Source organism: Staphylococcus arlettae (assembly GCF_002902345.1).
GTDB lineage: Bacteria > Bacillota > Bacilli > Staphylococcales > Staphylococcaceae > Staphylococcus > Staphylococcus arlettae.
Genome location: NZ_PPQB01000012.1, coordinates 150924 through 165106, shown reverse-complemented (window position 1 = coordinate 165106; position 14183 = coordinate 150924). Strand labels below are relative to the sequence as shown.

The 14183-nt window shown below is 33.2% G+C and carries 9 protein-coding genes and 1 pseudogene; 2 read left to right on the top strand and 8 right to left on the bottom strand.

What is annotated here, in order from left to right; genetic code table 11:
• Positions 1–79: 79 nt before the first annotated feature.
• From CD036_RS06790 to ilvD, 7 genes and pseudogenes are all read right to left on the bottom strand, one after another.
• Positions 80–748: an ABC transporter ATP-binding protein gene (locus CD036_RS06790; RefSeq protein WP_103388258.1), complete on the bottom strand. Its 669-nt coding sequence runs from the start codon at positions 746–748 to the stop codon at positions 80–82.
• A 10-nt stretch (positions 749–758) separates the two neighbouring features.
• Positions 759–1679: an ABC transporter permease gene (locus CD036_RS06785; RefSeq protein ID WP_103388257.1), complete on the bottom strand. Its 921-nt coding sequence runs from the start codon at positions 1677–1679 to the stop codon at positions 759–761.
• Positions 1676–2842 carry an ABC transporter permease gene (locus tag CD036_RS06780; RefSeq protein ID WP_002509903.1) on the bottom strand — a complete coding sequence of 389 codons (1167 nt, stop codon included), beginning with the start codon at positions 2840–2842 and terminating at the stop codon, positions 1676–1678. The genes CD036_RS06785 and CD036_RS06780 overlap by 4 nt, the downstream gene beginning before the upstream one ends.
• A gap of 29 nt (positions 2843–2871) precedes the next feature.
• A complete protein-coding gene (locus CD036_RS06775) occupies positions 2872–4371 on the bottom strand; it encodes a DUF6583 family protein (protein ID WP_103388256.1) in 1500 nt (499 codons plus the stop codon).
• 379 nt (positions 4372–4750) lie between these two features.
• Positions 4751–5137: pseudogene (locus tag CD036_RS13395) on the bottom strand (M23 family metallopeptidase); the annotation flags it as partial.
• Positions 5138–6586: 1449 nt separating this feature from the next.
• Positions 6587–7477 (bottom strand): SLAC1 family transporter, encoded by an 891-nt coding sequence (locus CD036_RS06765; protein WP_167867773.1) that lies wholly within the window; start codon positions 7475–7477, stop codon positions 6587–6589.
• Positions 7478–7816: 339 nt separating this feature from the next.
• Entirely contained in the window at positions 7817–9508 is a 1692-nt protein-coding gene (ilvD, locus tag CD036_RS06760; protein ID WP_002509899.1) for a dihydroxy-acid dehydratase, read from the bottom strand.
• 571 nt (positions 9509–10079) lie between these two features.
• On the opposite strand from ilvD, the gene CD036_RS06755 reads away from it, so the two are divergent.
• Both CD036_RS06755 and tagD read left to right on the top strand, forming a co-directional pair.
• Entirely contained in the window at positions 10080–12230 is a 2151-nt protein-coding gene (locus CD036_RS06755) for a bifunctional glycosyltransferase/CDP-glycerol:glycerophosphate glycerophosphotransferase (protein ID WP_103388254.1), read from the top strand.
• A gap of 62 nt (positions 12231–12292) precedes the next feature.
• Complete coding sequence (gene tagD, locus CD036_RS06750; protein ID WP_002509897.1) at positions 12293–12682, top strand: glycerol-3-phosphate cytidylyltransferase; 390 nt, start codon at positions 12293–12295, stop codon at positions 12680–12682.
• Positions 12683–12875: 193 nt separating this feature from the next.
• On the opposite strand, the gene CD036_RS06745 is transcribed toward tagD, so the two are convergent.
• Positions 12876–14084, bottom strand: coding sequence for a macrolide family glycosyltransferase (locus CD036_RS06745; protein WP_021459454.1), 1209 nt, complete (start codon positions 14082–14084; stop codon positions 12876–12878).
• Positions 14085–14183 lie beyond the last annotated feature (99 nt).

The window sequence follows — 14183 nt, the reverse complement described above, 5'->3', positions numbered from 1 at the left end:
TAACAACGTTGTTATTTTTATAAAAAGTAACACACCATTAATTATGAAAAGCGGTGTGTTATGTTTATTATATTAGTTGTTAATTATTAGCATATGATTCAAAAGGCCACTGTTTATCAGTTAACACTTTAGTATAGAACGGATCGCTGCCGATGACTTTGATATTATCTGCAAGCGCTTCAACTTCATCTAAATGATGTGTTGTTAAAATAATTAAGCATTGTTCCTTTAAAGTAACTAATAAACGGTGGATATCATAACGAGATTTTAAATCGATACCGACAGTGGGTTCATCGAGTAATAATATTTGTGGTTGACCGAGTAGACCAATTAATAGATTGACTTTACGTTTTGTTCCTCCAGACAGTTTGGCGACAGTTTGCTGACGATCTTGTAAGTTAAGTGTTTCTGCGTAATTAGTAATTTGTTGATCTGATAATGGTGTACGACACAATGCTTTGAAACATGCGATATTTTCATCGATCGTCATATGTTCAAACAAAGCAATATCTTGAGGAATATAACCAATAAGTTGACGAATTGCTTTTGTTGTTAAAGTTTTATCAAAGTATTTAATTGTTCCACTATTTGGTTGCTCCAAAGATGAAATTAAATTTAACAACGTTGATTTACCGGCACCATTTTCACCAAGGAGTACGGTAACTTGTCGATCTGCGAATGTCATATTGAGCTTATTAAATATTGTTTTGCGTTGATAATGCTTATGAATATTAATAAGTTCTATCATATTGTCACTCCTAAAATTGTAAATAGATATAAATTAAAGTAATAGCAACTGCATAGATAAGTGCCATGAAAAGTCTATGACTTAACGTATTAATAGTGAATAATAACCATGAGATACCTAATTCATAAATAATAATAACGAATAATGTAGCTAAATAAAAAGTTATGCTAAGTTGTTGGTGCATTAATAGCGCGCTCAACCATAGTATAATAAGCAACACTATAGTGTGTGCCGCAATATATAGCCCATACAACTTTAATTTACTAAAAGGTGCTAAATACAAACGTTGCAAAGGCGCGTTTTGTTTTAGATTGTGGTGAAGTAGTATTTGAATACTGCTGATACACAAAAGCAAACCGAAAATAATACTCATAGATAGTGAGCGATTGGAAGCATTATGTAACGCACGAAAGTCCACATTTGATGCAGGTGTTTTAGCTGTTAATTTAGATTTAACTTGATTGATACTGACGTTAGTATCGGCCTCTTGTACGTGTGCATGTACAAGATGAGGTATCTGTTGGTTATACAAAGATTGGCTTACTATTTCCAAGGAAATATTGCCAATAAAATCATCTCTGCCATAAAGTAATATAGCTTCATGTAAATCATTTTGTTCTAGTTGTGAGCTGTAATTTTTAGGTATTTGCAGACTAATTACAGCTTCTTTTTTAGTTACAGCTTCCTCGATGTAATCATCATCTAAAGGTAAAGTTGATACTTCTAAAATAGGTTCTTGTTTAAGTTGCTTAATTAACGTTTTAGAGTTAGCAGATTGATCTAAATCTTGTATAGCAATAGGAATGTGAAATGTTTGATTAATCGTTTTTTGTAGTACCCATATCAAACCTAAACTACTTAATAAAATGCCAAATAAAAGAAGGTACTGCTTCCATTGTTTATAAATGACTAAGTATAAAAATGGCTTCATGTGCGATACCTCCAAACTAATAGCCCGATAAGCCAACAGGACAGGACGATCAAACTGCTATAAAATAGAGGGCTGATGTCTAAAATATAGTTGTTCAGTACGAGTTCTAACAATTGATTCGTAACTAGACTGAACGGTTGATGAGCGAATAGTCCTCCCAATAAATGACTGAAGTAAATAGTAGGGAGTGTGATTCCTGATAATACAAGTATAACTAGTGTAAAAAGAATTTTAGCAAATAACTGTTTTAAGCCTTGTAACTGTAATTCAATAATTGTTAGCACTAGAGTTATCATGATGACATAATATAAAATGTGAAGTGCTAAAGTTGGCCAGTTGTACATTTCAAAGGCATTAGGTAAGGTTAACAACATCCAAAGTAAGCCTAAAATCGCCCATACTAAAGTATAGATAAAAGTAAACAAACTTCGGATAAGTATAAGCTTTTCTACAGCAAAATGAAATAGGGTCAAACGGTCTTTTAAAGCTTTTTCTTGATTCATTTTTAAAATTGAAAACAGTGATAAACAGACAATAAAGATAGATGCTAAATAACCAGTTACTACATAATAACTGCCAGTATGATAAATAGTCATTGGATGATAGTCAAAGGTGCCTGTACGATTAAGTCCTGTAAATAATAAGTCGGTCAATAACTTTAGATTGTCATTTTTTGTTGCATCAGGTGCAAGTGAATTGTAAGTGAGGCCACCGCCCATAGCACCCATCAGTCTGTCGTAGACTGAATCAGTTAATTGGTTAAGTGTAATACTCTGTGTTGACTGTTTATCATATGTATAAACTGTAATAGGTAAACTGCCATTACGATAAAATGTTTTCGTCATACCATCTTTGAATACATAATATCCATCGAGTTGGTGTTGTTGCAATTTTTTATGCGCTTGCCGTTGTGTGTAAGGGGTGATACGTATATCTTTTCCTAAGTTATTACCATTACCTAAAGATTTTAAAATTAATCGTGTTTCTTTAGTGTCGTCTTCATCGACAACTCCAATGTTGAAGGTAGTATTATCTTGCTGTGACTGTTGAATAATAAGTAATGTTCCAAAAGCAGCGATAATTATGACAAATATATAAAGCAATAAATACCATTTTTTTAATAAAAAGGAGTGATAAATGCGAAACAATTGAAATGTTTTCATTTTATCACTCCTTTATAGTTAATTAGTTATTATTTTAAATCTTTTGCGACATCTTTAACAATATCTTCTGTATTATCAGATATTTCACGTTGTAATTTTCTGAAGTCGCTGTCACTTAGTGTATTTAAATCTTTAGCATTACCTTTGTCGAAGTTAATATCTTCCTTCAGTTTTACGTCACCTTCTAAAGTAACTGTTACTGGTTCACCTTCGACATCCATAGTGACATCAAGTTTTTGTTTTTGTTGATTATTTTTAGTATCTGTATTTAATACATTATTATAATCTATTGTTGTTTCATCGTATTCAGAGCCGAAGGTAATGTTACCTTTGTCTGTACGTTTGTCTCCATCTTGTTTTTCTTTGTTAGAAATTTTAATGTTAGATTTTTTATATGACTCGTCAGCAGTTAAAGTGTATTTATCATTGTACGTGTCATCTTTTTTAGTAGATTTACCTTTGATGCCTAAAGTTGTATTGTCGGCTTTGATTTTATAATCGACAGCTAAGTTATCATCATCGATATTACTTGTACCTTCAAGTGTTACTTCTTCACCATTTTCTGCTTTTAGAGTTAAATCTCTTTTTAGAATATGTTTATCTTCTTCCCAAATTACAGATTTAACGCTAGGGAAATCTGAAGCATCTGTATCTTTAACTTCTTCTAATGCATCGTCAATTGAATCGCTATAAGAATCTGCTTGCATTTTATCTTCTGCAATTTCTTTAATGTCGTCATCATCTTTTGCTTCTTCTAATACAGTTTGAATAAGAGCTTTTGTTTCTTTTTTGCTTAAAGTCATAGTAACTTTTTGTACGTCTGTGTCTTCACCATCAACTGAAATAGTGTCATCTTCTTTGTCGAAATTATCGTCATCTAATTCATCGATGATTAGATCACTGTAACGTTCACTAATGTCTTCTAATTTATCTTCAGAAATCTGTGTGCTTGATAAAATAGTATTTAAATTCAATGAATCATTTGTGATAGCATTATCTTGTGAACTTGTTGAAGAATAACTGCTGCTTCCAGTTAACTTGTTATACACATCTACTAGCTCATCGTTTTTGGCTTTGTAAACATCATCTAAAATAGGTGCTTCATAATATTGGTTATTTTTGTCTGCAGCCCACTGGAAGTCTCCGATACTATTATCTGCGATTGTTGGAGATAATGCTAGCACTGACTTGTCTTTATCAGGGTCATGTCCTACCTTTAATCCGATTTTAGAACCGTCTACCACCGATTTAGGAATATCTGCGTCTTTTAATAGCTTTGCAGGTACATCAGCACTCGCATCCATATTAATTAAATATGATTCGTCTTTCATCTTGTCTTGGAACTCAAATCCATCCTTGAATCGTGTTTTGGCATATTCTTGATATTGTTTTGCAGTTTCTTGTTCACTTTTTAAATAAGTGTTTTTAGGTGAATTTGAAACAAAATAATATGTTGCTGCCCCAATAATTCCCACAACTAACAAGAGTCCAATGATAGCTGCAATGACAATTTTCACTGTTTTTGACATAAGATTGCCCCCCTCAAATTTCAATTCTTTGTAAACATAATAACATAAAAAATATAATAATTAATCATGAATTTGATAATTTTTTTAAAAAGTGTAAACGCCCATTATTTTTGTGTAAATTTTATAAAATTAAATTAGAAAGTATAATTACTTTTTTAAATATAGTTAATTATAATGATATATATTTTATCGGGAGTTAACTCAAAGGAATTTATAATGTTAATTTATATAATAGATATTTTAATGTTGATAAGGGTCTATTAATTGCAAAGACAGCGAAAAGAGGATTTTTATGCGCTAGCTATATAGGCAGTGTGATTGTGGGAATAGTTATATGTAAAAAACCCTAGCACAGTCTACTGCGCTAGGGTTTTAATATTTATGCTTTTGAATTTACATATGATGTTGGATCAACTGAATAGTTATTACCTACGCCACCGTCCATACGTTGGAAGTGTAAATGAGGTGCTGTTGAATTACCAGTATTACCTGATAAACCAATTTGGTCACCTTCTGAAACTGTGTCACCTTCTGATACATTTAGTTCATTCATGTGCATATACCATTGGTAATTATCACTATTTTCTTCTTGGATAGTAACTTGGTTACCGCCACCATAATTACTCCAACCACTTTGCGTAACTGTTCCATCAGTTAATGAATATACTGGTGTATTTTCATCCATTGCATAGTCAACGCCATAGTGAGCGCCGCCACCATAATATTGACCATAAGGTTGTAGTTGACGGTTTTGAGTTAACCAATTAGATGAACTTGTTTCATTATTACTGTCTGTAGTTGATTGCGTAGTGTTTGCTTCTTCACTTGACTGTGCTGACTCGTTTACAGGTGCAGCAGTTTGAGTAGTCTCATAATTTGAGCTTGTAGCATTTGTATTATTTTGTTGTTCAGTTGCTTGTGCTGATTCATTTACAGGTGCAGCAGTTTGAGCAGTCTCATTATTAGAGTTTGCAGCATTTGTATTATCTTCGTTGTCAGTTGCTTGTGCTGATTCATTTACAGATGCTGCAGTTTGAGCAGTCTCATTATTAGAGCTTGCAACATTTGTATTATTTTGTTGTTCAGTTACTTGTGTTGATTCATTAGCTGATGCTGCAGTTTGAGCAGTCTCGTTATTAGAGCTTGCAGCATTTGTACTGTCTTCGTTGTCAGTTGCTTGTGCTGATTCATTAGCTGATTGATTTGAAGTAGCGCCTTGTTGAACGTTATGCTGTCCATTATTATCATTGCGTGTATAGTTATTGTCATAGTTATTTTTATCTTGTTGAGCACTGTCATCAGTACCGTCTAAGTGATAACCTGATTTTTGAACTTCTTCATGGCTTTTATTTGGGCTGTTCACATTCCCATCTTGTTGAACAGGTGTAGTTGTAGCGTTTGTATTATCGTTAGTAGCGCCTTGTCCTTCTCCTGCAACAGGGAAGTAGAAGTAATGATAATTACCTTTATCATCAATAAGGTAGAAATAATATTGCTCATCATCGAACATAGATTGCTCCCAATTGCCATCTGATGTATGATGATAATTTCCACTTGCATCTTTATCCATATAACCTTCGGCAAAGATACCAGAAAATTGACTTTGCTCTTGACTTGAAATAGTTGTTTCTGAAGCTTCAGCTTCACTTTGTTGCGCGATACCGACTGCACCTAAAGATAGCGTAGCAATCGTTGCTGTCATTAATTTTTTCATAATAAAAATAAATCCTCCCAAAATTTTTCCTGGAATAACAATAGCAGATAACTTTCTAAAAGAGAATATAGTAATGTTTGTTTTAATACAAAAGTAATTATTATGAGATGCATGTAAATATTTAGAAAATTAAAAAAGTCTTATATTTATAGGCGAATATTAAGATTGTACTATAGTGTAAAAATACATTATTTCATTGTATGTAATTTTTTTGCAACATAACGTTATGTTTTTTGGCAAAATCTATATTATGTTTCGTTGTTTGTAATAAAGATTAGGTAATGATGACTACTATTAATAATAAATATGTGTTTTGGAGTAACAGCAATATATGATTGTTATATAGGAACATTGACAGCAAGTAAGTTAAATTGAAATTTTCTTTCAGTATCAAATTTTAAGTAAAGAGGCGTTATTGCACATTAAATCATGTGATAATAACGCCTTTATTTTCTAATTTTATGTTCTTTTTACTGTAGTAAATAAATACTTTGGACCAAGCTATGTGTAGCGTAAATGATTGATAATGTATTTAATATAAGTCAAAGTGACATAAACGACTACTAATGTGGCGAAAATAAGTTCAGTAATCATTACGATATTCAATAGAACATTCCACAACGGTGGTAAATTTACCAGTTGACATAGTGAGACTACCGAAGCAGCAGTTGTCACCCAGGGAAAAGTAAGAGCTGCATAGGCAGGTTGGAACCCAATTGTTTTAATTCTTGGAATGAAAAAGAGCGACATGATAAATAAAGCTTGTGATAATACAAAAAAACTTCCTATATATAGCATTGAATAATCTGTCCGCGTTAACAGATAACCATTTAAGCAAAGTGCTGCAGGTGCAGAAATAATTACGGCCATTGGAAACTGTTGATTGTTATACCTTTGCCAAGCTTTACGGCATAATACAAACAGTAGTAATATGATGAAAAATATCGATCCTAAATAAACCACGCCTGCGCCTAGTTGTGTACTAAAACCTTCAGACGTTTCAGCAATAACCCCGATACCTACAAATGCCACAAACCAACTAGTATTCGGTTTGGAATCAGTCGATGGAAATAACCATATATGATAAATGATGAATCCAAGTAATATACTAAAATGGATGAGTACCATGAGCCACCACATTATAGTAATAAACCATCCAATGACATGTAAGTAATGATGTAATATATATAATAATGATAATAGTGCCATTGGCAAGGCAGGAAAGGTGGCACAAGTATTAGCATTTTTTAATTCATTGGCAACTGTATGGGGAAAAAGTAGCAATTTTTGTAAAAATATAACTATGATAATAAGAGATATATAAAATAATAAAAAAGGTAGATAGGTCAAGTTGATGGTGAACAAAAGATTACTTAATGCTGCTAAACCCAATGCTAAACCACATATGGGAGTCGGTAATTGTTTCAGTAATTTAGCATAAATAGTGATGCACTCCTTACACAGTCTTTTATCAACAATGTTATTAGTATACTATGTTTTAAAGTAGTTGTGTGAAGCTAAATTGTTACTAGGAAAGTTCTATAGTTCTGATTTTCAATGTGGGCTAGGCGCTTAGTTGCTATAAAAATTTCAATTAAATAGCTACTGGAATCAGTATAAAAATAGCCAAATGCAAGCGCGCTATCATTATGAGGCATCGAATATTGTAATATAAAAAAGCATCTCGCCTCAAAGTGTGGACTTTGAGGCGAGATACGCTGTTGTAAATCATTAATCTGTTATCGCACCTTTAGATGCGGAAGATACTAATTTTGCATATTTGTATAACGTACCATGTGTTGCTTTCAATTTTGGTGCTTGCCATTTTGCTTTACGCTCAGCTAACTCGCTATCAGAAACATCGAAGCTAATTTCACGTTTTTCGGCATCAATGGTAATAATGTCATTTTCTTCTAATAGTGCCATAGGTCCACCAACTTGAGCTTCTGGTGCAGCGTGGCCAATAACTAAACCATGAGAGCCTCCAGAAAAACGGCCGTCTGTTAACAAGCCTACAGATTCACCTAACCCTTTACCAACTAAAATTGAAGAAGCGGATAGCATTTCAGGCATACCTGGTCCACCTTTAGGTCCGGCGTACCGAATAACGACTATATCGCCAGGTTTAATTTGATCATTTAAAATCGCATGTGTTGCGTCATTTTCAGTGTCAAAGACTTTAGCTGGACCTTGAATGTACGTAACACTTAATCCTGAAATTTTGGCTACCGCACCTTCAGGGGCTAAGTTTCCTTTTAGGATTACTAGTGGACCTGTTGGGTGTTTCGGCTGTTCAAAATTAATGATTTCTTTGTTATCAGATAAATCGGGTGCATCAGCTAGATTTTCTGCTACTGTTTTACCAGTAACTGTTAAGCACTCTCCATGAATTAATCCATGTTTGTGAAGTAGCTTCATTACTGCTGGAATACCTCCGACATCGTTAAGGTGTGACATGACGTACTTACCACTCGGACGTAAATCAGCTATATGAGGTACACGTTTACGTACTTCTTCAAAATCATCTAATGTTAAATCAATTTCCATAGTATGTGCGATGGCAAGTAAATGTAAAATTGCATTTGTTGAGCCACCTAAAGCCATAGCAACAGTAATTGCATTTTCGAAAGCTTCTTTAGTCATAATGTCTTTTGGATAAATGCCTTGTTCTAATAAATGATAAACAGCCTTGCCTGCTGCACGGCTATCTTTAGCTTTATCGGCAGATACTGCTGGGTGTGATGCACTGCCAGGTAAACTCATACCCATAGCTTCAATTGCTGACGACATAGTATTTGCGGTAAACATACCACCACAAGCACCAGCGCCTGGACAAGCATTACACTCTACTTTGTGTAACGCTGCTTTATCAATTTCTCCATTGTTATATTGTCCTACACCTTCAAAGGCAGACACAGCATCTAAGTCTTTTCCGTCTAATTTCCCTGGTAATACAGTACCTCCGTAAACAAATACAGCTGGTAAATTTAAACGTGCAATACCAATCATACAACCCGGCATATTTTTATCACAGCCGCCAATTGCAACTACGCCGTCTAAATTTTCTGCACTGACTACAGATTCAATAGAGTCGGCGATCAATTCACGACTAGGTAATGAGAATCGCATACCGTCAGTACCCATAGAAATGCCATCAGATACAGTAATGGTATTAAAAATCAGTGGATTTGCACCAGCTTCGCTCACGCCACGTTTGGCAGCACGTGCGAGGCCATCAATATGTACGTTACATGGTGTAACTTCACTCCAAGTACTGGCAACTCCAATCATTGGATTGTTAAAGTCATCATCTTCAAAACCTAACGCACGTAAATAAGAACGGTTCGGTGTACGACTGACACCTTCACTGATTACTTTACTTTTAATTCTTAAATCTTGCTGATTGTTACTCTCCCTGTTCATAAAAATACCCCCTAAAATTACTAACACTTTAGTGAATTTACTATTGTGTGAAAATTCTAACTATTTTGAGTGTAACAAAATAGTTATCAAGTTAAAGTCAGTCATAGTAGCCAAACCTTTTGTCTTCACTTTTAACAGGCAGACTAAAACTATTGTTTTTTCAGTGTAACTCAAAATGACGTCGAACCCCAACATAACGAATTAAACTTAAACTAATCTTGTACATTTTTATTGTGCAGTCAATAGCTAAATTACGATATGGGAATGCACATGTGAGCGCAACAGTAGCGATATATGACTGAATCGTTGACTGCAAGATGGCGTTTTACTTAAAATTAACGAAATAAAATACTGTAGAACACAGTAGTATCGATAGTTACAACGCTATTTGCTATTAAATCTAAAATTGTTACTATTATATTAAATGTATATTAAAAATGTTTTGTTTTTGTAAAAAAATGCATTTGTTTTTGTTATACTAAATGTTATTGTTTTCAGATAAACTCCAAGTGCTAAAGAAATATTCTTAACACTTAATGTAAATATATATAAAAGTAAAGAGGTAATATTAATGAATAAAATATCTGTTATAGTCACTTACTATAACTCGGAGGACTACATTGCTAAATGTTTAAGTAGTTTGAAAAAGCAAAGAATGCAAGATTTTGAATTGATTTTAGTGAACGATGGCTCAACGGATCAGTCAAAAGAGCTAGTGGCATCTATGTTAGATGGATGGGATATTAATTGTCATGAGATTGATTTAGATACAAACAAAGGTCATGCGCACGCACGAAATATAGCATTAAAAGAAGTAACTTCACCGTATTTCATTTTTGTCGATTCCGATGATTATTTAGCATCATATGCTTTAACTTATTATTTGAAAGTGTTAAATAAATGTGATGCCTTAATTGCGCCAATCCATTCGTTTACATTGGATATTCCACAATACGTTGATCAAAACTTAGTAGAAGTAAAATATTTAAAAACTAAAACACATTCCAATCAATTTTTACGTAAAAATTCAGCATGTAATATAGTGTTTAAAACGGCTATCATGAAAGGGCATAACGTACGTTTTAACGAAGACTTAGATGTTTATATTGATTGGTCATTTTTACTTGAGTATATGAAATATTCAAATTGGTTTGTACGAGTGTCACGATTCCCATTTTATATCAAAGGTGAAATCTATGATCCATTCTTAAAACCAGCGTTGTCTAAACAAGAGTTTGGTGTTGTTTTTAACGACTATATTTATAGTTTTAACGATGCTATAAAACGCGCACCATATAAAGACAATAAAAAATTTATTACGAATAAAATGAAGAGCTTAGTGATGCAATCATTTGAACCATCTTCAAGAAAGACAAAAGAACGTTATGCAAATTATAGCTCTTTACTTCCTGGTGTAATACGCAAATTATTAACTAATATCATTAAAAACGAAAAACCATTATTTATTTTAGAATCATTATTACTAGCATTAAATCAAAAGAAAAAAGCTTACAAAATTAACCTAATTAGAAAAAATGCACGTTTGGCTAAAAATGTTATCTTAAAGCGCAAAAACAAAAATCGTTCGTTGTATCAGTTAACGGATAGTCCAGAAAACGTTCGTCCAAATGTCATTGTGTTTGAATCTTTCGGTGGCAAAGGCTACAGCGATAGCCCTAAATATATTTATGAATATATGATGAATCATTTCCCAGAATTTGAATACATTTGGGTATTAAACCGACCGAAGAATGTATTTATACCTGGTCCAGCGAAGAAAGTGAAAAAAGGTTCACAAGCGTATTACGAAGCATATAGTAAAGCTAAATATTGGGTTGCCAATGCACGCTTGCCATTATATTTAAATAAAAAGCCCAATCAAGTGTATATACAAACTTGGCATGGTACACCATTAAAACGTTTAGCTAATGACATGAAAGTTATTCGTATGCCAGGAACGACAACTGAGAATTATAAACGTAACTTCAGAGAAGAAACTAGTAGATGGGACTATTTAGTATCACCAAATAGGTATTCTTCTGAAATTTTTGAAAGTGCCTTTTGGATGGATAGTGATAGAATTTTAGAAATTGGTTACCCTCGTAACGATGTCTTAGTGAACAGAGCGGATGACGAACAGTATATTAATGACATCAAAGAAAATTTAAATTTACCACATGATAAAAAAGTCATAATGTATGCTCCAACATGGAGAGATGATGAGTTTGTGAAAAAAGGTAAATATCTATTTGATTTAAAAATAGATTTAGAAAACTTACAACGTCAACTAGGGGATGAGTACGTAGTGTTATTAAGAATGCACTATCTTATTTCCAATGCTCTAGACTTACGTGGTTTTGAAGAGTTTGCGATTGATGTATCAAACTACAGTGATATTTCAGAATTATACTTAGTTACTGATTGTTTAATTACAGATTATTCATCAGTTATGTTTGACTATGGTGTACTGAAAAAACCACAAATTTTCTTTGCTTATGATTTAGATAAATATGGACAAGATTTACGTGGTTTCTATTTAGACTATCACAAAGATTTACCAGGTCCGATTTATCAAGATCCTTATGAATTAGCAAATGATTTGAAGAACTTAGATCAAATAGCAGAAGATTACAAACCACAAATTGATGCGTTTTATGATAAATTCTGTTCGTTAGAACAAGGAAAAGGTTCTAAAATTATTTCAGATGTCATTAAATATTAATTAAATAAACGAACTACATTAGACATAGTTATGGTCTAACAATAGCTGGAGGCAAACAAACGATGAAAAGAGTAATAACTTACGGCACATATGATTTATTACATTATGGACATATTGAATTATTGAGAAGAGCTAGAGAGCACGGTGATTATTTAATCGTTGCGTTATCTACAGATGAGTTTAATAAAATTAAAAACAAAAAATCATATTATAACTATGAGCAACGTAAGATGATGTTAGAATCAATTCGTTATGTAGATTTAGTAATTCCTGAAGATGGTTGGGGACAAAAAACTAAAGATGTAGATAAATATGATGTTGATTTATTTATTATGGGTCACGACTGGGAAGGTGAATTTGACGAGTTGAAATCACAATGTGAAGTGATTTATGTGAATCGTACAGAAGGTATTTCAACGACTCAAATTAAAACTGAATTATACGGTAACTAAGCTACCGTTAGTTATAAAAAAGAAGCGAGAAATCGCTTCTTTCGGACTGTCGACAAAGTTTCTGACTTTGTCGACAGTTTTTTTATGCACGCTTTCCGCGGGCACTGCCACAGCCTGTAGTCTTCAGCGAGTGCGCTTCTCGCAGGAACCGTTGCCAAAATTATATATTGTTGCAATATGATACGTCCCAAAGCTAGTGTACATACTGTTTTTTGAAATTAAGTATTGCTTCTACAGCTACTTGATATCCAGGTTTCGTAGCAGATTGTAATTGCTTGATTTTGGCAATATTCGCTTTGTAATAGTCTAAGTTAGTTAACATTTCTGTTACCGTTGTTTTTAGTTCAGTAGTTGTTACAGTGGCGGAATCAAGTTTTTTGCCGATCCCTAATTGTTCAATTTGATGTGAGACGACTGGTTGGTCAGCGCTTTGTGGAAAAGCCAGTAAAGGTACATCCATCATCATAGCTTCGTTCGTACTATTCATCCCAGCATGTGTGATAAATAAGTCTGTATATTGTAATAACTCAATTTGTGGAACGTATGATTCGACAATAAAGTTGCTAGGTATATCATCAAAATTAGCAAGATTATTTGTAGTGCCAATTGATACTACGACTGTAACATCTAAATCTTTTAAAGCTGCAAAGCATCTATTAAAGAAGCTGATGTTTTCGTTAAACACTGTACCTAGAGAAATATAAATAACAGGGCGTGAAGTATTAATCTTATTCATAAACTCAGTAGGTTGTGGTGTGCGTACTGACGGTCCAGCAAACACAAACTCTTGAGCATTAAACTGCTCAACATCGTGTTGAAATCCTTGCATAATATAAGAAATATTTAAATCACCAGGATTATTCATAATTTCATGACGTGACGGTATTTGAACTTGATATGTTGTTTCAATATCGGTTTTTAAACTTTGGAATATTTGGTTAGAACGTGCAACTTCCGAATCATCAAGTTGATTTTCAATTGAAGTGATAAAATTGTCGAACAATGGCTTCGTTTTAGCAAAAGTGGTAACGGATGAAATAGCAGGAATATTTAATTTTTGAGCAATTAAATAGCCACACCCAAACATAGAATCATAGATTACATAATCAAAATGTTCATGTTTAATATCATTTAAAATGCGTGGTAACATGACATGGGCAGTATTCAACACGCCATTGATGACGTCTAACACATTATTATTACCATATGCTGTAAAGGATTCGACCACTGAATCGATAGGTAACGAACGTATCTCGACTCCAGTATTAGCTAGTTTAGATTCGTATATATCGCTTAAATAATAAACGACTTCTTCTCCTTGGTCTACCAACGACTTACATACTTCAATCGTTGGATTGATGTGACCTTCTGACCCTGGATTGATAAATAAAATTTTTCCCACAAAAAAACCTCCTAAGTTAAACTAATATTTAGTTTAACAAAAATAATTCAAATAAAAAAATATGTATATTTTATTTACTTTTTTAACAGTGCGAATAAC

Excerpts from the sequence above, each read along its gene's own strand:
- CD036_RS06780 (WP_002509903.1), bottom strand. The coding sequence starts at position 2,842 with ATGAAAACATTTCAATTGTTTCGCATTTATCACTCCTTTTTATTAAAA.
- CD036_RS06755 (WP_103388254.1), top strand. The coding sequence starts at position 10,080 with ATGAATAAAATATCTGTTATAGTCACTTACTATAACTCGGAGGACTAC.
- CD036_RS06790 (WP_103388258.1), bottom strand. The coding sequence starts at position 748 with ATGATAGAACTTATTAATATTCATAAGCATTATCAACGCAAAACAATA.
- CD036_RS06775 (WP_103388256.1), bottom strand. The coding sequence starts at position 4,371 with ATGTCAAAAACAGTGAAAATTGTCATTGCAGCTATCATTGGACTCTTG.
- CD036_RS06785 (WP_103388257.1), bottom strand. The coding sequence starts at position 1,679 with ATGAAGCCATTTTTATACTTAGTCATTTATAAACAATGGAAGCAGTAC.
- tagD (WP_002509897.1), top strand. The coding sequence starts at position 12,293 with ATGAAAAGAGTAATAACTTACGGCACATATGATTTATTACATTATGGA.
- ilvD (WP_002509899.1), bottom strand. The coding sequence starts at position 9,508 with ATGAACAGGGAGAGTAACAATCAGCAAGATTTAAGAATTAAAAGTAAA.